This is a genomic window from Flavobacterium sp. FlaQc-48 (assembly GCF_044007335.1).
Taxonomy (GTDB): Bacteria; Bacteroidota; Bacteroidia; order Flavobacteriales; family Flavobacteriaceae; genus Flavobacterium.
This window is the reverse complement of sequence record NZ_JBIPCR010000005.1, coordinates 361,336-385,485: the sequence shown is the minus strand read 5'-3', so window position 1 is coordinate 385,485 and position 24,150 is coordinate 361,336. Positions and strand designations below refer to the sequence as shown.

23 protein-coding genes are annotated in these 24,150 nt (G+C 35.1%); 7 read left to right on the top strand and 16 right to left on the bottom strand.

All coding sequences use genetic code 11. The annotated features are described in order from the left end of the window. Genes ACHRWY_RS11160 through ACHRWY_RS11150 form a run of 3 tightly spaced genes read left to right on the top strand, consistent with a single transcriptional unit; the run spans position 1 to position 2,567 of the window. Entirely contained in the window at positions 1-624 is a 624-nt protein-coding gene (locus tag ACHRWY_RS11160; RefSeq protein WP_395354584.1) for a murein L,D-transpeptidase catalytic domain-containing protein, read from the top strand. A 52-nt stretch (positions 625-676) separates the two neighbouring features. After that, positions 677-874, top strand: a complete 198-nt coding sequence (locus ACHRWY_RS11155; RefSeq protein ID WP_395354582.1) for a hypothetical protein — start codon at positions 677-679, stop codon at positions 872-874. Between the two features lie 43 nt (positions 875-917). After that, a complete protein-coding gene (locus tag ACHRWY_RS11150; RefSeq protein ID WP_395354630.1) occupies positions 918-2,567 on the top strand; it encodes a DUF4139 domain-containing protein in 1,650 nt (549 codons plus the stop codon). A 96-nt stretch (positions 2,568-2,663) separates the two neighbouring features. Here the strand turns inward: ACHRWY_RS11150 and ACHRWY_RS11145 are convergent, their stop codons facing one another. The 3 genes from ACHRWY_RS11145 to ACHRWY_RS11135 all read right to left on the bottom strand — a co-directional run bounded on the left by ACHRWY_RS11145 (position 2,664) and on the right by ACHRWY_RS11135 (position 5,856). Continuing rightward, positions 2,664-3,701: an aldo/keto reductase gene (locus ACHRWY_RS11145; protein ID WP_395354580.1), complete on the bottom strand. Its 1,038-nt coding sequence runs from the start codon at positions 3,699-3,701 to the stop codon at positions 2,664-2,666. A 243-nt stretch (positions 3,702-3,944) separates the two neighbouring features. Then, on the bottom strand, positions 3,945-4,889 hold the full coding sequence (locus ACHRWY_RS11140; RefSeq protein ID WP_395354579.1) for an OmpA family protein: 945 nt from the start codon (positions 4,887-4,889) through the stop codon (positions 3,945-3,947). A gap of 205 nt (positions 4,890-5,094) precedes the next feature. Then, the gene (locus tag ACHRWY_RS11135) at positions 5,095-5,856 is read right to left on the bottom strand and encodes an exodeoxyribonuclease III (protein ID WP_395354577.1); all 762 of its coding nucleotides are present in this window, start codon (positions 5,854-5,856) and stop codon (positions 5,095-5,097) included. Between the two features lie 118 nt (positions 5,857-5,974). On the opposite strand from ACHRWY_RS11135, the gene ACHRWY_RS11130 reads away from it, so the two are divergent. Continuing rightward, a complete protein-coding gene (locus ACHRWY_RS11130) occupies positions 5,975-7,777 on the top strand; it encodes a GNAT family N-acyltransferase (protein WP_395354576.1) in 1,803 nt (600 codons plus the stop codon). A 529-nt stretch (positions 7,778-8,306) separates the two neighbouring features. Here ACHRWY_RS11130 and ACHRWY_RS11125 read toward each other — a convergent pair. The 5 genes from ACHRWY_RS11125 to ACHRWY_RS11105 all read right to left on the bottom strand — a co-directional run bounded on the left by ACHRWY_RS11125 (position 8,307) and on the right by ACHRWY_RS11105 (position 12,790). Continuing rightward, positions 8,307-8,753: a hypothetical protein gene (locus ACHRWY_RS11125; protein WP_395354574.1), complete on the bottom strand. Its 447-nt coding sequence runs from the start codon at positions 8,751-8,753 to the stop codon at positions 8,307-8,309. Positions 8,754-8,965: 212 nt separating this feature from the next. Further along, on the bottom strand, positions 8,966-9,430 hold the full coding sequence (locus tag ACHRWY_RS11120) for a DUF2752 domain-containing protein (RefSeq protein ID WP_395354572.1): 465 nt from the start codon (positions 9,428-9,430) through the stop codon (positions 8,966-8,968). Then, positions 9,402-9,788 carry a DUF4234 domain-containing protein gene (locus ACHRWY_RS11115; RefSeq protein WP_395354570.1) on the bottom strand — a complete coding sequence of 129 codons (387 nt, stop codon included), beginning with the start codon at positions 9,786-9,788 and terminating at the stop codon, positions 9,402-9,404. Before ACHRWY_RS11115 ends, ACHRWY_RS11120 begins: the two co-directional genes overlap by 29 nt. Before the next feature lie 343 nt (positions 9,789-10,131). Next, on the bottom strand, positions 10,132-11,079 hold the full coding sequence (locus tag ACHRWY_RS11110; protein ID WP_395354569.1) for a 2-hydroxyacid dehydrogenase: 948 nt from the start codon (positions 11,077-11,079) through the stop codon (positions 10,132-10,134). Positions 11,080-11,227: 148 nt separating this feature from the next. Next, positions 11,228-12,790, bottom strand: a complete 1,563-nt coding sequence (locus ACHRWY_RS11105) for a hypothetical protein (RefSeq protein WP_395354567.1) — start codon at positions 12,788-12,790, stop codon at positions 11,228-11,230. 229 nt (positions 12,791-13,019) lie between these two features. Here ACHRWY_RS11105 and nhaA point away from each other — a divergent pair, with 229 nt between their 5' ends. Together nhaA and ACHRWY_RS11095 are read left to right on the top strand one after the other, a co-directional pair. Then, complete coding sequence (gene nhaA, locus ACHRWY_RS11100) at positions 13,020-14,165, top strand: Na+/H+ antiporter NhaA (RefSeq protein ID WP_395354565.1); 1,146 nt, start codon at positions 13,020-13,022, stop codon at positions 14,163-14,165. A 51-nt stretch (positions 14,166-14,216) separates the two neighbouring features. After that, on the top strand, positions 14,217-14,753 hold the full coding sequence (locus ACHRWY_RS11095; protein WP_395354563.1) for a hypothetical protein: 537 nt from the start codon (positions 14,217-14,219) through the stop codon (positions 14,751-14,753). A gap of 217 nt (positions 14,754-14,970) precedes the next feature. Here the strand turns inward: ACHRWY_RS11095 and proC are convergent, their stop codons facing one another. The 8 genes from proC to serS all read right to left on the bottom strand — a co-directional run bounded on the left by proC (position 14,971) and on the right by serS (position 23,310). Then, complete coding sequence (proC, locus tag ACHRWY_RS11090) at positions 14,971-15,747, bottom strand: pyrroline-5-carboxylate reductase (RefSeq protein WP_395354561.1); 777 nt, start codon at positions 15,745-15,747, stop codon at positions 14,971-14,973. Positions 15,748-15,847: 100 nt separating this feature from the next. Continuing rightward, positions 15,848-17,197, bottom strand: a complete 1,350-nt coding sequence (gene mgtE, locus ACHRWY_RS11085) for a magnesium transporter (protein WP_395354560.1) — start codon at positions 17,195-17,197, stop codon at positions 15,848-15,850. Beyond that, positions 17,181-17,966 carry a 16S rRNA (adenine(1518)-N(6)/adenine(1519)-N(6))-dimethyltransferase RsmA gene (gene rsmA / locus ACHRWY_RS11080; RefSeq protein WP_395354558.1) on the bottom strand — a complete coding sequence of 262 codons (786 nt, stop codon included), beginning with the start codon at positions 17,964-17,966 and terminating at the stop codon, positions 17,181-17,183. Before rsmA ends, mgtE begins: the two co-directional genes overlap by 17 nt. 46 nt (positions 17,967-18,012) lie before the next feature. After that, a complete protein-coding gene (locus ACHRWY_RS11075; RefSeq protein ID WP_395354556.1) occupies positions 18,013-18,633 on the bottom strand; it encodes a hypothetical protein in 621 nt (206 codons plus the stop codon). Between the two features lie 191 nt (positions 18,634-18,824). Next, positions 18,825-19,136, bottom strand: a complete 312-nt coding sequence (locus ACHRWY_RS11070; RefSeq protein WP_395354554.1) for a DUF4286 family protein — start codon at positions 19,134-19,136, stop codon at positions 18,825-18,827. A 95-nt stretch (positions 19,137-19,231) separates the two neighbouring features. Continuing rightward, positions 19,232-21,013 carry a tetratricopeptide repeat protein gene (locus tag ACHRWY_RS11065; protein ID WP_395354553.1) on the bottom strand — a complete coding sequence of 594 codons (1,782 nt, stop codon included), beginning with the start codon at positions 21,011-21,013 and terminating at the stop codon, positions 19,232-19,234. Between the two features lie 107 nt (positions 21,014-21,120). Then, positions 21,121-21,945, bottom strand: coding sequence for a prolipoprotein diacylglyceryl transferase (lgt, locus tag ACHRWY_RS11060; RefSeq protein WP_395354551.1), 825 nt, complete (start codon positions 21,943-21,945; stop codon positions 21,121-21,123). A gap of 93 nt (positions 21,946-22,038) precedes the next feature. Next, positions 22,039-23,310 carry a serine--tRNA ligase gene (gene serS / locus ACHRWY_RS11055; RefSeq protein WP_395354549.1) on the bottom strand — a complete coding sequence of 424 codons (1,272 nt, stop codon included), beginning with the start codon at positions 23,308-23,310 and terminating at the stop codon, positions 22,039-22,041. A 183-nt stretch (positions 23,311-23,493) separates the two neighbouring features. Here serS and ACHRWY_RS11050 point away from each other — a divergent pair, with 183 nt between their 5' ends. Beyond that, positions 23,494-24,102, top strand: a complete 609-nt coding sequence (locus ACHRWY_RS11050; protein ID WP_395354547.1) for a DapH/DapD/GlmU-related protein — start codon at positions 23,494-23,496, stop codon at positions 24,100-24,102. Positions 24,103-24,150 lie beyond the last annotated feature (48 nt).

Here is a 24,150-nt window from a genome sequence, read left to right as displayed (position 1 = left end):
ATGAAAAAGAGCCTGTTCATTTTACTTGCCTTTGGTGTTTTCTATGTGAGTTTTGCTTGCAGAAATAAAGAAGAAAAGCCAGAAATCATTACAAATTCAAAACCGGTTTATTCCTACGAAGAGAAACTAAAAAGTGAGACAACTGAGATCAGGAGGTTTTTGGGGAAATCTTCGAAATACAATTCAGATGTTGTCTTTTTATTAGACATGAAGATTGAATCCGGAAAAAATCGGTTTTTTATTTATGATTTAAAGCACAACAAACTAGTCGGCAAAGGTTTGGCCGGACACGGTTCCGGATCTGAAACAGGAATTCCCGGAAAATTAAAATTCAGCAATGCAAAGGATTCTAATTGCAGTTCTTTAGGTAAATATGCAATTGGAAATTCGTATTTCGGAAGATTTGGAAAAGCTTACAAATTGTATGGTTTAGATGCAACAAACAGCAATGCATTTGACCGGAATATTGTACTTCACAAATACTCAGACGTTCCTTTTGGAGAACAGCTAAATCCTATTTGTAATAGCCTGGGCTGTCCAATGGTGAATGAAAAGTTCTTTGGGGTAATCGAAAAAACGATTGACAATTCTAAAAAGAAAATCATTCTTTTGATCTACTATTAAAACCCCATCTAATTATCTATATTTGTAATATAAATCCTTAAAAAACAAATGAATGGCCTGGGAATACAGAGTAATGCAACATAAAGATAGTCTTGCTATTTACGAAGTCTATTATGACGATGCAGGCAAGGTTCTTGGTTCTGGTGAAAAACCAACTTCGCCTCGTGGAGATTCAATGGAAGAATTGCAGGAAGACCTCGCTCGTTATACAGAAGCATTAGAAAAACCTATACTAGATTACATAGAGTAACACGTAACACAAATCTTTTTTCAATAAATTATACACCATGACCATGATTAAAAAACAAGCAACAGCGCTCTTATTATTCTTTGGCATTATTGCCTTTGCCCAAAAACCAATATTTACAACTGCAAAAGTAAAAGCGGCCACTGTATATTTTAATGCTGCCGAAATTTCTCAAACGGCAAGTACTTCTTTACCCTTAGGAACAAGCGAACTTGTAGTTAAAAATGTGGCAGTAGACTTAAATGAAAGTTCGATACAAATTGGCGCTCCCGCAAGTGTAACGGTTCTATCGGTTCAGTTTACCAATAATTACATTTCAGAATATGAAACAGATTCAAAATCGCCTTTGTTAAAAAGAGTTCGTGACAGTATTGTTTTGGTTCAGAAAGAAATGCTGAAAGTAAATAACACCATAAATGCTGAAACCAAAACCATTCAGTTATTAGATAAAAACCAACAGATTTCCGGAGCAAATTCCGGATTAAATGTTGCCGAATTAATGAAAATGGCAGACTATTATAAAAACAAGCAAATTGAAATTGCAAACAACATTAATACGCTAACAGAAAAAAAGCAAAAACTGGATGAAACACTTCAAAAACTAAATAACAAACTTGAAGTTGATACCAGTAAAGAAGAGAAAACCTCCTCTGGAAAACTGATTGTTCAGGTAATGAACAATGCAGCCGGACCAGTTCTGCTAGAAATATCATATTTGACCAATAATGCATCCTGGTCGCCTTTTTATGATTTGCGAACAGAAAGTGTAAATGCCCCGATCAACATGATGTACAAAGCACAAGTGGTTCAAAACACCGGAATTGACTGGAAAAAAGTAAAACTGACTTTGTCCAGTGGCCAGCCTAATCAAAATAACCAGGCGCCTATTCTGAGTTCGTGGTTTCTATCCAATCAGGCAGCTTATAATGGAGTTGTTACTACTGGTTACGGAATAAGCAAAAGGAACCAGATACAAGGAAGTATGTACAAAGATTTGCAGAAAACAAGCGACGAAATGGAGAAAATAGCGATGCCTTCACCCGTTTTAGCAGAATCATCTGTTTCGAATTATACAACCGTAGCAGAAAACCAGCTGAATATTTCTTTTGATATTGATATTCCATACGATATTTTATCAAATGGAAAAATCCATAGTGTATCATTAAAAGAAATAAAACTTCCGGCAACCTATAAATTTTATGCCGTTCCAAAAGTAGAGAATGAAGCTTTTTTATTGGCTGAAATTGCGGATTACAGTAAATACAATTTATTGAGAGGGGAAGCCAATATTATTTTTGAAGGTATGTATGTGGGGAAAACTTTTATTGAGCCCAATCAAACCAGCGATACTTTGAACCTGAGCATGGGACGTGATAAAAAGGTTTCGATAAAAAGAGAAAAAGTGGCTGATAAATCCGGAACTAAGTTTTTATCTGCCAAAAAAGAACAAACCTTTACTTTTGATATTACGGTAAGAAACAATAAAAAGGAAGCTGTTGAATTGTTATTGAAAGACCAATATCCATTAAGCACCAATAAAGACATTGAAGTGGAGCTGTTGCAAAGTGATGGTGCAAAAGTAAATACAGAAACGGGAATCCTAACCTGGCAATTGCAGTTGAAAGCCAATGAAAACAAGAAATTCAGAATTAGTTATAAGGTGAGATATCCTAAAGATCAGAATTTAAACCTTTAAACTTAAAATCCCGATACAATAATTTTGTATCGGGATTTTTTTATCGTCAAACTGAACCACCTAAGAAACCTGTCAGGTTTGACTCTCTATACGTTCTTATGGCGCAGGATCAGGAATTATCGCCTGAACAGCTGCAATCTCAGTTAAAATTTCTTTTGATAAAAACACATCGATAGTATCGATATTTTCTTTTAGTTGCTCCATTGTGGTTGCTCCAATAATCGCGCTGGTTAAAAACGGCTGTTGTAATACAAATCCCATTGCCAGTTCTGTTAGGGTTAATCCGTGTTTATGAGCAATTTCCTGATATAACTTTGTAGCTTGTGTACATTGTTCGCTATTGTAACGAGTGTATTGCGGAAAAAGATTAATTCTCGCATTCGGGTGTGTTTCACCGGTTAGAAATTTACCGGTTAAAACCCCAAATGCTAAAGGAGAATAAGCTAACAGACCCACATTTTCATATTTTGAAACTTCGGCAGAACCAACTTCAAAAAGACGATTCAACAAATTATACGGGTTTTGAACGGTTTTAATCCTTGGCAGGTTTTGATATTTGCTCTCTTCCAGAAAACGCATCATTCCCCAGGCATTTTCGTTAGAAACACCAATGTGTTTTATTTTACCTTCTTTGATCAAACCGTCAAAGGTTTCTAGGACTTCTCTAAAGTTATCTTCCCAAACTTCATCATAATCTTTAAAACCACGTTGTCCGAAATAATTGGTTTGTCGTTCCGGCCAGTGCATCTGATACAAATCGATATAATCGGTCTGAAGACGTTTTAAGCTGTTTTCTAAAGCGTATTTGATACTTGCAGGAGAGAAATCCCCTTTCTCACGCATATAAGTAAAATTAGGGTTTGGGCCCGCAATTTTAGAGGCCAAAACTACTTTATGACGATTTCCTGTTTTTTTAAACCAGGTTCCAATAATCTTTTCTGTGCTTCCGTACGTTTCTTCACGTGCCGGAACCGAATACATTTCGGCAGTATCAAAAAAATTAATCCCTCTTTCCAGTGCATAATCCATTTGCTGGTGTCCTTCGGCTTCTGTATTTTGTTGCCCAAAAGTCATTGTTCCCAGGTTTATTTTACTAACTTTTATGTCGGTGTTAGGTAGTGTCGTGTATTTCATTTTTTTTAGTTGCTAGGGTTCTAAGGCGCTAAGATTCTAAGTTTTTCTCCTGAATCATAAAGATCAAAGATACAACGGGATTTTTCAAATGAAAATATGACAAAAGTTAAAAAAACTACAAGATTTCTTTTTGAGATAGTAAGATTCTAAGTTGCTAAGACTCTAAGTTAGATTCATAATAACAAAAGGCCCAAAGTTAAAAAACTCTGAGCCTTTGTTCCTTTGAACCTTTGTTCCTAAAAACTAGTTTATGCTATTCAGCATTTCTGCGATTTCATCTAATCTTGGTGTTAAGATGATTTCGATTCTTCGGTTTTTAGCTTTTCCTTCCGGAGTGGCATTACTTGCAAGCGGAGAAAACTCGCTGCGGCCCGCTGCTGTTAATTTTTGCTTGTTGATTTTAGTGTTTTCACTTAAAATATTTACAATTGCTGTAGCTCTTTTGGTAGATAAATCCCAGTTGTTTGCGATTGGGCCTGAACCTGCATACGGATCATCATCTGTATGACCTTCTATAAGAACGGAAAGATCCGGATTATCACCTAATACTTTTCCCAGTTCCACAACTGCTCTTCTTCCTTCAGTCCCAACTGCCCAGCTTCCTGAGTTAAAAAGTAATTTGTTTTCCATAGAAACATATACTTTTCCGTTTTTCTGTTCTACTGTTAAACCTTTGCCTTCAAAACCGTTTAAGGCTTTAGACAATGTTTCTTTTAGTTTTTTCATTGCTGCTTCTTTTGCGGCAATCATAGCTTCAAGTTCATTTAAACGACTTGCTGTTTTATCAAGACTGGCTTGTTCTTCGGCTAATTTTTTAGATTTTGCTTCTAACTGCGCTAACAATTCGCGGTTTTTAGCCATATTTTTCTCTAATGCATCGTTACTGTTTTTTTCAAGTGCATTATATGAATCCTGTAAAACTTTAAATTTGTTTTGTGCTGCAGCTAAATCGGCTTTTTGTTTTGCCAATTCATCTTTGGTTGCTGTTAAGTCTTTGGTTAGATTGTCACGTTCTAATTCTAACTGATTTTTTGATTTTTGTAAATCGGCATTTTGATCCGCAATAGAGCGGTTTTCTTTTTTAAGATCTGAATATTTTGTTTCAAGATCGTTGTAAATTTTCTTGGATACACAAGAAGTCATAGACATTGCTACAACCAGTAATCCGATGGAGGCCTTTTTAATCATGTTCATTGGTTTTTATTTGGAGGGTATTAAAATTCTAAATTTCTTGTTGAACAAAGGCCCTGGCCCAGATAGAAGCGACATCCTTTGCTTACCTTCTTTGGGCAGGCAAAGATATAGCGTATAGCCGGAAACAGCTCCCTGAACGTAGCTTAAGATAACTCCTAAAACTAAATCACACTTCTCTCAACAAGAACAATACCAAAATTTACTCAATTTCGACTAAAACGGGGCAATGATCTGAATGTACGGCATCCGGAAGAATTACAGCACGCTTCAGTCTGTGTTGCAAGGAGTCGCTTACCAGATTATAATCGATACGCCATCCTTTGTTGTTTCCTCTGGCTCCTGCGCGGTAACTCCACCAGGAATAATGATGTGCATCTTTGTTGAAATGACGGAAACTATCGATAAAACCGGATTTCATAAATCCGTCAAGCCAGGCACGTTCGGCAGGCAAAAATCCTGAAACGGTTTTGTTACGAACCGGGTCGTGAATATCAATTGCTTCATGGCAGATGTTGTAATCCCCACAGATAATAAGATTCGGAATCGTTAATTTTAACTCATTTATATAGGTTTGAAAGTCATCCATAAACATAAACTTATGATCTAATCTTTCAATATTCGTTCCTGACGGAAGATATAAACTCATCACGGAGCACTCATCAAAATCAGCGCGAAGATTACGTCCCTCAAAATCCATGTGCTGAATTCCGGTTCCGTATACTACATTATTGGGTTTTGTTTTAGACAAAATCGCCACACCACTATACCCTTTTTTGGTTGCCGGATAGTAATATTGATACGGATAGCCAGCGGCCGTTATAGCTTCGACCGGAATTTGCTCCTCTGTTGCTTTTATTTCCTGAAGGCAAATAACATCAGGATTAGCCTGTTGCAGCCATTCGATAAAACCTTTAGTTATCGCAGCACGTATTCCGTTTACATTATAAGAAATAATTTTCATCAGTGTTTTTTTTAGGATTCCAAATGTAATAAAAAAGTGGAAAGTTTGTGTTTGAAACGACGAAAAGTAGAGTTTTTTGTTATCTTTGTTCGCTGCTCTAATAAATTAAAAATAGTACATGGGTTTAGTTACCGCGAAAGAAGTTGCAAAGGCAATAAATGTTGAAAAGTACGGAGTTCTTGGTACTTTCTCAGGCTGGATTCTTATGAAGGTCCTTAAGATCTCTACCCTTAATAAAATTTACGATCATAATAAACATTTAGAAGACGTTGCTTTTTTAAACGGAATTTTGGATGAGATGGAAATTAAATTTGAAATCCCTGAAGAAGATTTAAAACGTTTGCCTAAAGATGGTGCTTATATTACCATTTCAAATCATCCGCTGGGAGGAATTGATGGTATCCTGCTTTTGAAATTAATGCTTGAAAGAGAACCTAATTTTAAAATCATTGCCAACTTTTTATTGCACCGAATTGTTCCGCTTAAAAAATACATCATGCCGGTCAATCCTTTTGAGAACCATAAGGATGCTAAATCGAGTGTAGTAGGAATCAAAGAAACGTTACGCCATTTAAGTGACGGGAAACCTTTAGGGATTTTCCCTGCCGGGGAAGTTTCGACTTATAAAGACGGAAAATTAGTGGTAGACAAACCATGGGAAGAAGGTGCCCTGAAATTAATCAGAAAAGCCAAAGTTCCGGTTGTACCCATCTATTTTCATGCTAAAAACAGCAGATTGTTTTATTGGCTTTCTAAAATCGACGATACTTTGCGTACTGCAAAATTACCTTCGGAATTGCTAACACAGAAAGACCGTGTGATTAAAGTTCGTATTGGAAAACCGATTTCGGTAAACGAACAAAATGAAATTGAATCTTTTGAAGAGTACTCTGAATTTCTAAGAAAGAAAACCTATATGCTGGCCAATCCTTTTGAAAAGGACAGCAAATTACTGGATACCGCAAGTTTAAAAATACCAAAAGCACCTAAAAAAATCGTTACGCCTGCAAATGAGTCAAAAATGATTGACGAGGTGAATATGCTGAGAAACAGCGATTGCCGTTTACTGCAGAGCAAAAACTACGAAGTATTTTTTGCAAGAGCGAAATCTATTCCGAATATTTTGCACGAAATTGGCCGTTTGCGCGAAATCACTTTCCGTGAAGTAGGCGAGGGAACTAATGAATCTATCGATTTAGATAAGTTTGACCAATATTACCACCATATGTTTTTATGGGATGACGAAACCAAAAAGATCGCCGGTGCTTATCGTATGGGATTAGGTTCTGAAATCTATCCAAAATACGGAATTGAAGGTTTTTACCTGAATGATTTATTCAGATTTGAACCTGAATTACACGACATGATGCATAAATCGATCGAAATGGGACGTGCTTTTATCATCAAAGAATATCAGCAAAAACCAATGCCTTTGTTCTTGTTATGGAAAGGTATTATTCATACCACATTGCGTTATCCGGAACACAAATATTTATTGGGCGGCGTGAGTATCAGCAATCAGTTCTCTGACTTTTCGAAATCATTGATGATTGAGTTTATGAAGTCAAATTATTACGACCCTTATATCGCACAATACATTCACCCGAAGAAAGCCTATAAAGTAAAACTGAAAGATGCTGATAAAGATTTTATCTTTGACGAAGCCGAATCTGACTTAAACAAATTCGACAAAATCATTGACGAACTAGAACCAGGAAATTTACGTTTACCGGTTTTAATCAAAAAGTACATCAAGCAAAATGCACGTGTTGTAGCTTTCAACGTCGATCCTTTGTTCAACAATGCCATAGATGGTTTAATGTACATTCGAATCGCCGATATTCCGGAAAGCACTATGAAGCCCGTTATTGAAGAATTTCAAATAGAATTGGAACGTAAATTATCTGAGAAAGAAGATTAAGTCTGCTTTTCATATAAAAAAGAGAAATCCCATTTACTAAATTTAGCAAATGGGATTTCTCTTTTTTATAAATTTTCAAATTGAATTCAACAAAACCGTAAGTATTTCTTTTTCTTTTATACCTACAAGAACATAAATACCATCATCTCCATAAGCAAGCCGAATAAGAGGCTTATTATATTTACTCTCGAAATGCAATGTAAATGAAACAATATGTAATTGCCTGAAAAGACCTATATCTGCTCCATTAGGTAGCTTTTCCTTAATTTGTGTCATCAAAATTCCGAGATTTTGTTCGAGCCAAAGCAAATTTTCTTTTATAACAGGAAATAGCTTAGCCAAATAATCATCTGCACATTCTTCTTCAAAAAATATAGCAGTACTATACTTAATATCATTTTTTATCTCTTTCTGCCTTAAAAAGATGTTTTTGAAGATCTTCTAATCTTGTTGTTTCATATATATTTTCCATCTTAAAACAATCATATTATTACCGTTAAATTACCACTTTGCTTAATTTAAAAAAAAATTAAAACTTATATTGTTTCTTCAGCGCCTCTAAAATTGGCGGTATTTCTATAAATAAGTGCAAACGGATTGTGGCACAATGTTTATTTACTTCAAACATGTAGTCACCCGCATCAAACTTAAAAAAATCTCCTTCTTTTAAGAAAAAAGAGGCTTTTCCCGGTTCCAAATCAGATGCTTTATTTTCAATATGGCATTCGCCTGATGCTATAAAAAGATAAGAAGGTAAATAACTTGAACGTGGCATTGTAAAATTATAAATATCAATTCCTCTTTTTCTCATAATTAACTGTTCTGTATTATTTGGAAACTCAGAATTAGTAAGGCTGTAGAGCTCTTTTTTTTCTTCTAAATGAATTCTTATATGCTCCATACTTAAAGAAAAATTAAAGCAGTCTTTCCAACGGTATATCCTGTTACATTCCATATTTAATAAAAATTCTTTCATACTTACTTTTAATTTAGAGTTTTAAAGATAAGATTAAGAAATAGAAACTAATTTCACATCCCCTGTACGTTATTATTACAACACAAAAAGACATTTTGAAAAGGAACTAAAAAAATTAGAGCGTAAATTATCTGAGAAAGAAGATTAATTGCATAAGCCTCTAAAAGAAAAAACTCATAAGCTAAAGTTAAGCTTATGAGTTTTCTATATTTTTAAAACCAGATCGACTGATGCAATATATCATCAAAGGAGTTGTTCCGAACAAAAAGCACTAAACGAATCACATGATAAATGACTAAAAAGTAAGCCATATTGTATGCCAGTTTTCGATTATACAAAAGTCCTGTAAAGTATTCCTTTTTAGTGATAATTTCTGTTGTTAGCACGATGATAGTCAGCCAGCAAAACACAATAACAAAAGGCCCTAAAATATGATAACTAAGCGATTTGTACAGATCACCCTGATAAAAGTATACCAAAGATTTGGTTATACCACAACCGGGACAAGGAAAACCAGTCAACATTTTGAAAGGACAAAACGACTGATCTGACTCTAAATGATCGTTGTGATTGTTGATCATTAAAAAAAACGGAACTATCAGTGTAATTGCTGCACCGATAATTCCGTAAATTTTACGTTTTATTCTACTATTCGTTGTATAATCTGTTGATATCACCTTGTACAATCATTGCTGCTGCAATAGGGAAAAAGAACCCTAAAACAATTAATAAAGTTGATTGGTCTTTTTGAAGTTCACCTGTTTTTTCATAAACTTTTGGCAATGCTTCTTTTCCGGCCAAATAATAGAAATAGATATTTACCGGCATACAACAACCTGCAAAAATTGCAATGGGCTGCGAAATAACTTCTTTTTTAGCTACAGCGTTAAAAACTTCTGCAACTTTAATATTCCAGTAAATTAAATATAATCCGCAAGATAAAAACCCAAAAAGCAATACCATGATAGGATCTACCTTGAATACCGGGATTGGTTCATTAAAATTATTTGACGTTTCTTTAAAATTGTTCTCCATTTTTATTAATTAAATTAAGGTTAATATATTTTTAATTTTTAAGCATTAGACAGGCTTTTCCTGAACATTCTTTTTAAAAGTCTGCAAAACTACACCAGTATAAATCAACAGACGTACTCTATAAATTATTTTTGTATTAAAAAAAGGTTTTTCTATAAAGAATTAGATCTTCTTAAAAACTTGTAAAATCAACTCCTCTTTTTTAAATGATTTAGCTAAAATCTGAAACAATATTATTAAAAATTAACATTAAAAACTAATTCTGCATGGAGAAATCTACAGAAAAAACTCGTTATAAAATTCCAAAAAAACAAAACGCTACAGCTTTTGTTTCTCATTAAGCTCATTTATTGTACACTGCCTTAATTTTGTCGACAATAACCTGCGCCAAACGTTCATGACTTTCAAAAGTCCAGCCCGCAATATGAGGTGTAAGAAGAACATTATTAGCCTGAAGTAAATATTGAAAAGCTTCGGGCGTATTTTTATCCTGAAAAAGCGTTTCAAAAGATAATTTCTCATACTCCAGAACATCCAGACCAGCTCCCAAAACTTTTTCAGACTTCATCGCTTCAACCAAATCAGCAGTAACAATGTTTTTGCCACGTGAGGTATTTATAATCCAAAAGGGCTTTGAAAATGCATTTATAAAATCAGCATTAACCATTTTATCTGTTTCCGGAGTCCACGGAAGATGCAGGCTCAAAACATCTGCTTTTTGCTGTAATTCCTGCAACGAAACCTGCCTGGCATTTTCGTCCCCAATATTTTCTAAAATATCATAAAAAAGAACCTCTGCTTCAAAACCACGAAGTTTTTTCGCAAACGCCTTTCCCATATTTCCGTAACCAATAATTCCAACCGTTTTTCCGTCCAGTTCGTGTCCGCGATTGCTTTCCCTGTTCCAGTGTCCGGCTTTTATTTCAGCGTTGGCCTGATTTAAATTATTAAACAAAGACAGGATTACACCCAGCGAATGTTCTGCAACTGCATTGCGGTTTCCTTCAGGTGCCGCAATGAGATGGATTCCTTTTGTTTCGGCATAGTCACAATCAATACTTTCCAGGCCCGCTCCTACCCTGGCGATAAACTGCAGATTAGTGGCTTTATCCAAAAAAGTTTTATCAATTTTAAACCGGCTTCGAATTACAATTCCGTTATAGTCCTGAATCTTAGCTTCAATTTCTTCTTTAGAAGATTTAAAATCGGTGTGATTTTCAAAACCGGCTTCTTCCAGTTGTTGCCAAAGAATAGGATGATTGCTGTCGATATGAAGAATTTTTATGCTCATTGTTATTATATTTTATCCAACAAAAATACAGCTATTTATTAATTGTTTAATTAAGTTATTACTTAAAACAGGGTGCTTTTTATTCTTGCAAATACACGAAGCCACAAAGTTTTTCTCTTTCAGATTCTTCGGGTCTTCAGGATATTGCCTAGTCTAAAGGATAAATGACGGAATGAAAAGCACTCGGATATTCCCATTCATTATTAACGTATTTTGCATCAGAAGATATAAACCCTGTAATCAGTTTTCCTTTTGATTCCTTCATTTTAAATTCCGTCAGTTGAAAATAACCGGGAGTTTGAAATTGGCGCACCAAGCGCCCTTGTTTATTAAACACAAATATTGCTATGCTTAGCGCTTCATTTTCGACAGCCTTATCTCTTAGAAACAAGAAAAAGACAAAATCGCCATTGGAACGCCTAAACCCTTCGGTGCTGTTAGAATAAGGTACTTCGTATGTATTAGGGAATATAAATTTAGTTTGCCACAAAGTGGTACTATCCTGACTTTTACTTTTCTCAAATACAATTTCAGCTGAGTTTATTTTCTTTTCTTTGATACTGTAATAGCAATTTTCTAACTTATCACTATAAAAAACAGCCCTGCTGCCTTTTTCTGTGTCTTTAGTTTCTACAACTGATTCAGATACTGCAGATTCTTCTTTAGCATCATTTACAATACTGTCTTCTTCTTCCTCATAATCAGGTGCCGAAGGGCCACGGTAAAAAGAATAAAAAGGTTTTTTATCTGATTTGTCACTAATAAATTTTAAATCCCCATCAAGGACAAACCTTTTATTTGTGGAATAATAGGTTCCGTCTGCTGCCGAATTTTCAACTCCTTCTACATACAACTTTCCATCAGCATTTATGCTTATATTATCCACTTTAGTTTGCGGATAATGATCAAAGCTATTTATTTTTAGCAATTTCAGATTACTGTCGAGTATCGCAATAAAAGGCACTTCGTCCTGATTAGGCTTCGCTGCCGAGCCACTTATAAACACTTTGCCCTTTAAAAACTGCAGCGAAAAATCGCCCGTTGGGATATAAGAAAACCCTTTTTCCTGCAAAGGCCTGAGTAATATACCTGCTAGTGGTTTCGTTGTACCCTGATAACCGGAATATCTGGTATTAAATATCATTTTGTCTATTTGATATTTAGCCAGTGTGCTTTGCATCTTTGCTTCATTCGAATCATCATCCGTAGATTTATCCGGCGAACTTATTTCTTTCTTAACATACAATACAAATCCACCCTCCTTGTCTGTTGACACCACTGCATTATAAAAATTATATTTTGATTTGTTATCGGTCGCTATTTTTTGCCTGGCTATTTCATTGCCTTCTTTATCCAGTATTACTACAAAAGGGGTATAATTGTACTTTCCATCTCCTTGTTCTACGATATACATAACATTTCCATTGGCCAATTCATGAACGGTATAGAGATGCCCCTGTTTCATGTTCCAGTCATACTGTGATAATTTAGGCGAATTGTACTTTGCTGAAAAATGGATAACTGATTTTACCTCAAACTTTTCATCATGGGTTAGCGCTTCATTTAGTTGATAGTTTTCATCAATATTGACTAAAGTCGGGCTATTTTTAGCTGCTGTTGCCACATTTTGATCGTCTTTTTGTTTACAGGAAATCTGAATCAAGATTAAAGACAGCAGTAAGCCCCTAAATATTATAGCTTTACAATTCATTTGGTTTATTTTTTTAATGAGAAAAGTTTTAAAAATAATAAAAAAAGGCTTAGCATCTGTTATGCCGTTTGATCATTTCAATCACGAAACTAAAAATTTGCGCGGAACCTATTCTTTTGTTTTTTTATGAGAAAGTACCGTTATATTCCCCATTTTAATTCAATTATTTTTAACTTTGAAAATACAAGCCTCAAAAAAAATTCTTCCAAATCCTCTGAACTTCTCTAAAATGAAATTAACCAAGACTTTTAAAGCCTTTTTTAAAAACGAAAAATCGGGAGGATTGCTCTTATTATTTGTGACGATCCTTTCTTTGTATTTGGCAAATTCTTCCTACTCAGCAGGCTATATTGCTTTTTGGGAAAGAGATTTAGGCGGACATTCTATTACTCACTGGATTAACGATGGTTTAATGACTATCTTCTTTTTATTGATTGGTTTAGAATTAGAGCGCGAAATTTATCATGGCGAATTATCGAACATCAAAAATGCATCTTTACCTATTATGGCTGCTCTTGGCGGAATGCTGGTTCCGGCAGCTATTTTCCTGGCTTTAAATTTTGGTACGGCAACTCAAAACGGAGCAGGAATCCCGATGGCAACTGATATTGCTTTTGCTATTGGAATATTATCTCTTTTAGGGAAAAAAGTTCCATCATCGTTAAAAGTATTCCTGACTGCATTGGCTGTTATCGATGATTTAGGCGCTATTATTGTCATTGCTATTTTTTATACAACCTCTATATCTTTTGTAAATCTTGCGATCGCATTAGGAATCTGGGGATTCTTGTTTGTTTTAAATCGAATGAAAATTCAGAACCTCATTCCGTATTTAATTGGAGGAGTCGTAATGTGGTACTTCATGCTTAACTCAGGCGTTCATGCAACAATCACGGGTGTAATACTTGCTTTTGTAATTCCGTTTGGCGATGGTGGAGAAAAATCTTCGTCTTATAAATTGCAGCACTTTTTACACAAACCGGTTGCTTTCCTTATTTTACCTCTGTTTGCTATTGCAAATACCTGTATTGCGATTCAATCAGACTGGCACGAAGGTTTAAGTCATACTAATACTATCGGAATTATTTTGGGTCTTGTTGTTGGAAAACCATTAGGAATCGTTCTTTTCTCTTCTATTGGAGTCAGCGCCGGATTATGTTCTTTGCCTAAAAGCCTGAAATGGGCACATATTCTAGGTGCCGGAATGTTAGGCGGAATTGGTTTTACGATGTCTATCTTTATTACGATTTTAGCCTTTAAAGATCCTGAAACTATTGTTTTTTCTAAAATTGCAATTTTAATCGCCTCAATACTTTCAGGTGTTTTTGGATTAATTTATCTCAAATATACTTTGTCCAGAAAGAAAACGGTATAACTTTCAGCGCTTAGAGTTACAATTCAATCTGTAAAACGCATTTTAAAGATTATGAAATTAAACCATAAACATTTCTTTGCACTTTTTATAATGGTATTCTTTTTGGCCTGCAACAATAAACCAAAACCTGCTGCTCCCGTAAAGAATCCTGAAAAAACAGTAATGGATTCCGTAAACAAAAACGAAGAATCTATTGCAGGTTTTTACGAAACACAACCTGACCCGGAGAACACTGGTGAATGTAAGATCTCTGTAGAAATACTGAAAGAAAAAAATGGCTATCGTTATTTTCTAAAAACAAAACTCAGGGAACTAAAAGGCATAGCCACTTTTACCGCAAATGAATCCGGAGAAAAATACATTGTTTTAGAAGGCATAGAATGGGATGAATACGAAGGAGATATAAGCAAGGAAGAAGAATCAGATTCTGTTTCTGATACAAATGCCAAAGAACTGGAAATCCCTGTTGGAATCGGTGCCAGTTATGTCAAAGACACTCTTACGATTCAGAATTACGGGAATTCGATGAACTCTTATACTAAGATTTCAGAGTGTGACAGGAAGTATATACTATTGATTAGAAAGTAAATTCAGATTATAGACAATCTTGTCATTTCGACACAAGGAGAAATCACATCCTGAGAGCACGATGCTAAATTATTCTGAACGTTAGTTTCTTGTGTGACTTCTCCTCCGTCGAAGTGACAAACATGCCGAAATGTAACGTACAAAAAAAATCCAACCCCCAACAAAACTGGAATTTGGATTTTTATCCCGAAGCTTCGGGATTGCAATTTAATAGTATCTAGCCTTTAATTTGTTTCAAAGAGGTCTTGATTCCTTTGATTAATGAAGAACTGAAACCGTTGTGCTCCATTTCGTTCAGACCTACAATGGTACAGCCCTGAGGTGTCGTTACACGGTCGATTAATTGTTCCGGATGTACTTTTTCCTCTAATAACATTTTGGCTGCTCCTTTTACGGTTTGCGCGGCAATTGCCAATGCGGTTTGAGAATCGAAACCAATTTCGATTCCGGCTTGCATAGAAGCACGAATATAACGTAAAGCATACGCTGTTCCGCAGGCGCCAAGAACCGTTGCTGCATCCATCAATTTTTCATCAATTACAGGAGCTGTTCCCAGATCCTGAAACAAGTCAACAATTGGCAATGCTTTTTCTCTATATTTTTCAGGAAAAGAAATACAAGTTGCGGATTCGCCAAATTGCGCTGCGATATTGGGCATAATTCGAATGACCGGATATGCATTATTTGTTTTTTCCTGAAGTACATCCAAAGATAAGCCACTTACTGCCGAAGCAATGGTTTTTTCCTGAATTACCGGCAGAATTTCAGCCAGAACCACATCTACCTGATAAGGTTTTATGGTTAAGATTACGACGTCGGCCTCCTGAATGTTATGTTTATTATCTGATGAAACCGTGATTCCGTATTCTGATAAATACTGAATACTGGCCGTATTTCTTCTGGTAACAGTGACCTGGTTGTTTTTTGAGAATTTAGCAATTCCCAGGGCTATAGAAACCCCAAGATTTCCTCCCCCTATTATATGTACTTTCATTGCTTATTTGTTGGCTGGTTAATAGCGTGTTTTTCAGCCACAAATTACACAGATTTTACAGATCTTAAATCACTGTAATCTATAAATTTGTTGCAAAAACTTAAAATCCAAGGATCAATTTGGCCACTCCAAAATAGAGCATAATTCCAAAAACATCATTGGTGGTTGTAATAAACGGACCGGTTGCAATTGCAGGGTCGATTTTATTTTTGTGCAGAAAAAGCGGTACTAAAGTTCCTAAAGTGGCAGCGAACAAAATCACGACAATCATCGAAATAGAAATCGCGATTCCCACTAAATATTGTTGGTACATTACAGAGTGATAGGCCAACAAAAGCAGGGAAATAATCGTTCCTGAAATCATCGATACGCTAATTTCCTTACTGAAATAACCACGGCTAAACTCTTTTAGTGTCCCGTTTGCCAAACCCTGAACCACAATGGCCGATGCCTGTACTCCAATATTTCCTGCTGTTGCAGAAAGTAAGGGAACGAAAATAATTAAAGTTGAATATTTTTGAAACGTAGCTTCGTTTCCTTTTAAAACGAAAGAAGCCACAATTTCGATCACCATGCCTATTAAAAGCCACGGTAAGCGCGCTTTGGTTAACTCCAAAACACTATCGTTAGATTCTACGTCTTGTGTAATACCCGCTGCTAATTGGTAATCCTTATCAGCTTCGTCCTTGATCACGTCTACAATATCATCAATGGTAATTCTTCCTACCAATCTTCCCAGTTCATCTACAACAGGAATGGCCTCTAAATCGTATTTCTGCATGATACGTGCTACCTCAACATCTTCGGTATCAACGTTTACGAAATTTAATTTTCGAATGTAAATATCTGAGATCTGGGTTTTAGTCGAAGTGGTCAGTAAATCCTTAAGAGATAACCTTCCTTTAAGTCTGTTTTCATCGTCAACTACATAGATCGAATGTACTCTTGAAACATTCTCTGCCTGAATACGCATTTCTTTTACGCAAGTCAGAACATTCCAGTTTTCGTTGACTTTTACCAACTCTTTCCCCATTAAACCACCCGCAGAATTTTCATCGTAACGAAGTAAATCTACAATGTCTTTGGCGTGCTCAACGTCAATCATTTCCGAAATTACTTCGGCTTTAATTTCCTGCGAAAGTTCTGCGATAATATCTGCCGCATCATTGGTTTCAAGCTCATCAAGCTCTTCGGCAATCTCTTTAGGCGAAAGTCGGCTTAAGATGTTCTCCCTTAAATCATCTTCTAATTCCAGAAGAATCTCGGCCGTTTTATCACTGTCTAAAACCTTAAAAATATAGGTTGCTTCGTCAAAATCCAGCTCATCGAGGATCTCAGCTATATCGGCGTGGTGCAAATCATTAAGTAAAATTTCAAGTTCTTTGTCATTTTTCTTAACAATGTGTTCCTCTAATTGTTGGATTAAATCTTTGCTAACTTTGAACTCCATCGGCTTCTATTTTTTGAGTCAAAACAATAAATTCGTCTACACTTAATTGCTCCGGACGCTTATCAAAGATAGTGTCTAATCGCAAATCATCTGATAAATTTAATGTTTTCAAACTGTTACGTAATGTTTTTCGTCTTTGCTGAAAAGCCGTTTTTACTACTGTAAAAAACAATCTTTCTCCGCATGGAAGACTATAATCTTCCTTTCGGGTCATTTTCATCACACCCGACTTGACCTTGGGCGGAGGAATAAAAACGTTTTCATCTACTGTAAACAGATACTCGGTATCATAGAAAGCCTGAGCCAATACGGATAAGATTCCGTAAGCCTTTGAGCCTTTTTTCTCGCAGATTCGTTCTGCAACTTCTTTTTGAAACATGCCCGAAAATTCCGGAATCTGATGTTTGAATTCTAAAGTTCTAAAAACAATCTGTGTTGAAATATTATAGGGGAAATTTCCAATAATAGCGAATTGTTTATTTTCATAAACCTCGTTTATATTGTATTTCAGGAAATCCTGAGAGATAATTTTATCTTTTAATTTTGGATAATTTTCACCCAAATACACTACCGATTCTCCATCAATCTCAATTACGTGTGTATTAATTGGTTTTTCAAGCAAATACTTAGTCAACACACCCATCCCCGGTCCTATTTCTAAAACCTCATCGTATCCTTTCAAACTTAAAGTATCTGCAATTGCTTTGGCGATACTTTCGTCTTTCAGGAAGTGTTGTCCTAAATGTTTTTTGGCTTTTACTTTTTCCATATTTGTTATTTGCTTCCTGCTTTTATTAATTTACTGATGCAATATTTTAATAAGCAGATCCCATAATCGTATTCATGAACATATACTGAAAATTAACAATCTCAAATTGAATCTTTTCTAAACTTGTTAACAACCCAATATTTGCTTTGTAGTTGAATTTAAAATTTAAAAAATCTACATTTTTACTTTCCTTATTTACAAAGGTCTTATTTGTATCAAATGTTTTTTCATTATACTCTTTCAAATAAGCATAACCACGTGAAGAAGATGTAATCACTTTATTTTGTTTGTAAAAATTGTCTATTTTGTTTTTTAAAATAGCATATTTTTGTTTTACAAATGCATCATAAAGAGTCGTGTCGTTTGTTACAAAACAATCATCTTCAGAGATTTCTGCTTTAATTTCATCGATGTAATCATTAATTTCGTTACCAGTAGAATAAATCTGTGTTGCAAAACCTGTTAATTGTCCGAATGATTTAGGCTGCTCCTCGTTTTTTATTTTTAATACTTCATATTTAGATGACGCGATATTTTTTAAGGTCTCTTTTGAAGAATTTTCAATTTCTCTAAATTCATTAAGTCGTAAAACAAGAGAAGTCGATGTTTCATTTTCATTTTGACAAGAAACAGTCAGACTTAAGAGAAAAAATAAAATAATTTTCATTTATATATACCTGGATTAGAAAATTGAATGGACAAACACCATTTTTAATTAAAAAATTAATTTTTGCAAATATACTTCTTTTAGGCCTTAAGCAGAAACGACCTATTTATTTAATTCGCAATATATTATATTACACGAATAAAATCCCTTTCTGCAATTCTTTCTTTCCTAACTCAATTGAATGCCAAAAACTAATGTTCCGAAATAACCTCTAATTCTGTTCTGAAAGAAAGCATTTTATCTGCAAATAACCCCAAAGCTTCCTGATGAAATTTTGGCTCATCCTCGATATAATAATGATCTAAAGTTTCTTTACTGTCGGTAACATATTGTACTGAATAGGTGATTCCGCCCATTTCTTCTTCAATTAAAACCCTGACAATTCGTGCCGAAGAAAATTTATTAGTGGCCAGAATTTCCGGTATGTGTTTTTCCTGCATCCATTTTAACCATTGGTCGTGAACGCTCTCGTGTATATTAGTGGTAACGTTGTAAATAATCATCTTTGTCTTTAGATTGTCAGACTTCTCAGATCGTTAGATTATTAGATTTTAGAAAAGCCTAATAATCTAAGTTGTCCAAAAATCTAATAATCTATTTATAAATTTTTATCTCCTCTCAATTCGCGGTATTTTTTTCTCGCATCAACAAAGTAAATACTATCCTGATGGTTAAAAATGACCTTTTCATATAAAGGCTTTGCCTTTTCTGTATCTTTCAATTCGTCATTGTAAATTTCTGCCGAAAAAAACAGGGCTTCATCTACATAAATTCCGTCGCTATGATGGTCAATGATCTGTTGATATTGGCTTAAAGCCGAATTAAAATCTTTCTGACTTTCATATATTTTACCTAAACGCAACAATGTTACAGCTTCTATTTCCTGTCCTTTAAAGGTTTTTAAAATACCCTGAAACTGGGCAATTGCTTCGGGTTTCTTATTCTGATAGATTAAAAAATCTCCCTTTGCAAACTGCTTTAAGGCTGTTTGTGTCGAATCAGCAACCGTATTATCATTTATCAATAAAAAATACTCCAGCGCATCATTGGCAATCAATTGTGTATTTGCAGCTTTTAACTCTTTAAACTGTTTTAAGGCCCATTCAAAATCACCTTTATAATAACTTGTTTTTGCAGCTTTTAAACTGGCTTCATGCGCCATGACATCATTCTTTAAATCCAATTGAATTTGCGAATAATATATTAACGCCTGATTGAACTTTTCTTCTAAAAGCAGGATATCTGCCAGCTCCATCTTCGCATCTGCTTCCTGATAGGCATTCAGATTTAACTCCAGCGCTTTTTTCACAATTGCCTTCGCTTCTTCTGTCTTTTTGAGATTAAAAGCGAGGAAATGCGCCTGAATTATTTGCAAAGATAAGGTAAAAGGAGTTATTTCATAGGTTGTGAGCAATTGTTGTAACTCTGTATTGATAATTGGATAATCTTTTTCCTGAGCTTTATCGATTTTAATTTGCATTAAATACGAATTGGTCTGAATCAGTAAATCGAGATCTTTGGTGTTCTGAAGGATAAAGTTGAGTATTTCTTCTGCCGTATCGGTATCATCTTCATTCATTGCAAACTGACTTAAATTGACAATGCTTGAAAGCGATTCCGGTTCGCGTTTGTAAATGGCTTTTTCCTGAATAAAGGCTTTTCCGAATTCTTTTTGCTGCACATAAAACCAGCTTAAGTAATGATTCCAAAATACATCCTGATCTTTTTGAGTCCTTAAGATCAAAGCTTTACGCATGGCGTCTTTAAAAGCTGTATTGTCTGTTTCACCATTCATGAAACGCGACAATTGCGTTTGGATTAAATTGGCATTCTGCGGATTGTTAAAGGATTCTGTCAGCAACAAATCAATCATTAAGTCAGTCTTTCCCAGCTGGCCGTATAACATTCCTATCTGAAAATTGAAATTGTAATTGGGCTGAATCTGCATTGCGGTTTGATAGGCTTTTAAAGCATATTCGAGCAATACTTTTTTCTCGAAAGAATTTCCAATTCCGTAGACATCATTAGGATTGGTCTTGATTTTCTCGATTGCCTGTTCATAATAGTTTTTAGCTTTTGCATCATTTTTTTGCAATTGGAAATTATATCCCAATTCAACTAAAAAAACACCCTGCTTGTATTTATTGTAACGATCCTGAATGACTTTTTGAGCCACCTCAAATTGTTGCAATTGCTGGTAACAATCGATCGTTCTTAAAAAATATTGTGTATTGGATGGTGAACTGTTTAAAAGTTCTTCATAACTGATTTTAGCTTTTTCAAAATCGCCTTTATCGTAGTAATATTGAGCCAGTTGTTCATTTTGTGCTACTGCAAAAGCTGACCACAACAAAACGATATAGAGAATGATGTTTTTCATATTTCAGTTTTTTTAGTCACTTTTTTTTCAGGATTCAGCTTAAAGCCACCGTTTTTGGTCTTACTTTTCAGTCTTCGCTGTAGTATTCCGTGTGATATAATTTTAAACTAAAGCTCAATGTGCTTCTTCGATTTCCAGATAACCAAAGCTACGCCAATTAAAATAAAAGGAATACTTAGTATTTGTCCCATATTAATCAGCATATTATTCTCGAAGCTTTCCTGGTTTTCTTTAAAAAATTCAATTATAAATCTGGCTACAAACATTAACGTCAGGAAAGATCCAAAGATTAATCCGTCCGGCTTTTTGATTTTTTCTGATTTATAAAGATAAAGAACTATTCCGAAAATCAGCAAATAAGCAAATGCTTCATACAATTGTGTTGGATGCCTTGGGATCATGTCATCTCTTTGAAAAACAATACCCCAGTTTCCGTTTGTTGGTTTACCGTAGATCTCAGAATTCATAAAATTTCCAAACCTGATAAAAGCTCCCGTTACAGGAACTCCAATGGCCATTTTATCAAGAATCCATAAGAACTTAACTTTGTATTTTCGGCAATATAAAATCATCGCTATCAAAACACCAATTGATCCTCCGTGACTTGCCAGCCCCTGATAACCAACGAATTTATAAACTCCGGCAACTTTCTGAATTGGTAAAAGAATTTCTATGGGATGCTGCAGAAAATAAGCAGGTTCATAAAAAAAACAATGTCCTAAGCGGGCGCCTAAAATGGTTCCCACAATTACATAAACCAATAAGCTGTCCAGATTATCTAATGAAAGATGTTCTTTTTGGTAAATTCTTCTTACGATATAATAACCCAGTAAAAGTCCGCAGGCAAAAAGAGCGCCATAATATTTTAATGGAAAACTATCTGTGACCATGAAAATAACAGGATCTACGTTCCAATTTAAAATTCCATTCATCTCTTTTTCTGTTTTTTTTTAGTTCTTTATTAAAATTGAGAAAACCTAACAGGTTTTAAAACCTGTTAGGTTTGTTTATAAGAACTCTAAAAGTTAATTTATAATATCAAATCCGCAGTAAGGGCGTAAAACTTCAGGAATTACGATTCCTTCCGGAGTTTGGTAATTTTCTAAAATCCCGGCTAAAACTCTTGGTAAAGCCAATGAACTTCCGTTTAATGTGTGTGCCAACTGGTTTTTTCCGTCTTTGTCCTTGAAACGCAATTTCAAACGATTGGCCTGAAAAGTTTCGAAGTTAGAAACTGAACTGATCTCTAACCAACGATCCTGAGCAGTTGAAAACACTTCAAAATCATACGTCAAAGCCGATGTGAAACCCATATCACCACCACAAAGGCGCAAAACCCGGTATGGCAATTTCAATTCTTTCAAAATATCTTTCACATGTTCTACCATTCCGTCAAGAGCTTCATAAGACTTATCAGGGTGTTCAACACGCACGATTTCTACTTTGTCAAATTGGTGCAAACGGTTTAATCCACGAACATGTGCACCATAAGAACCTGCTTCACGACGGAAACATGGTGTATATGCCGTATATAAAACAGGCAATTCAGCTTCGCTTAGTAAAACATCGCGGAATAAATTCGTTACCGGAACCTCAGCAGTTGGGATCAAATATAAATCATCAATCGTAGAATGGTACATTTGCCCTTCTTTATCCGGCAATTGTCCTGTTCCGTAACCTGAAGCTTCGTTTACCAAATGCGGCACCTGTACTTCATTGTATCCTGCAGCTGTATTTTTATCTAAAAAATAGTTGATCAGAGCACGTTGCAAACGGGCTCCTTTTCCTTTGTAAACCGGAAAACCAGCACCCGTAATTTTTACACCCAATTCAAAATCGATGATATCGTATTTCTTTACCAGTTCCCAGTGTGGCTGCGCGCCTTCATGAAGAACCGGAATATCTCCTTCCTGGAAAACGTTTAAATTGTCCTCCGGCGTTTTTCCTTCCGGAACAATATCTGCCGGAAGATTTGGCAAGGTGTATAATTTATGGGTCAATTCGGATGCCAAAGCTTCTGCTTTTTCTCCTAATTCTTTGCTTTTCTCTTTTAATGAAACCGTTTTTTCTTTTAAGATTGCCGCTTTCGCTTTCTCTCCTGCTTTCATTAATTCTCCAATATCTTTGGATAATTTATTAGATTCGGATAAAGTATTGTCTAATTCAACTTGTGTAGCACGACGGTTTTCGTCTAATTGCACGACTTCTTCAACAACGCTTTTAGCATCGATATTTCGTTTTGCTAAAGCCTTGATTACTTTCTCCTGATTCTCTCTAATAAATGCGATTTGTAACATAGCTTGATTTTTATAACTATTGTATTTTTTTATAACGGAAGCAAATTTAAGGAAATGTTTCCTAAGATCACGACAAAGTTGATTCTAAAGTTATTTCGGGGGTTGTTCCGGAAAAAAGTTCCACTAAGAAATCTCCCCTTTCGAAAATAAAAAATAAGTAAATTGCAATTAAAAAATTACAATATGCTTATCGATAACTTTATTGAAGATTTCTCAAAGACTTTTAACGATCTTTCTCCATCTGAACCCTGGAATATTACCAATGACCTCAAAAATATAATCGAAAAAATGATTTCCAATCTGGGTGATGATTACATCATTCAGGATCATATTGCCATTCATAAATCGGCCACTATCGAAAACAATGTAACAATAAAAAGTCCGGCCATTATTGGCGAGAACTGCTACATTGGAGCCAATGCTTATTTTAGAGAAGGTGTTTATTTAGATCAATCGGTAAAAATTGGTCCGGGTTGCGAAATAAAAAACAGCATTATTTGTTCCGGAACTGCCATTGCTCATTTTAATTATATCGGAAACAGTATCATTGGCAGAAATATCAATTTTGAAGCAGGTTCGATTGCAGCCAATCATTATAACGAAAGAGCAAATAAGAAAATATCCGTGCTTTATAATTCCCAAATTATCGAAACCAACTCGGATAAATTTGGTTCTTTGGTTGGGGATAATTCCAGAATTGGAGCAAATGCCGTATTATCGCCGGGAACGATATTACTTAAAAATTCGATTGTAAAAAGACTGGAATTAATTGAGCAAGTGGTATTGAAATAGCAGTTATTCCGCAGAGATGCATGAAAGCAGCACAGGATTCACAAAAAT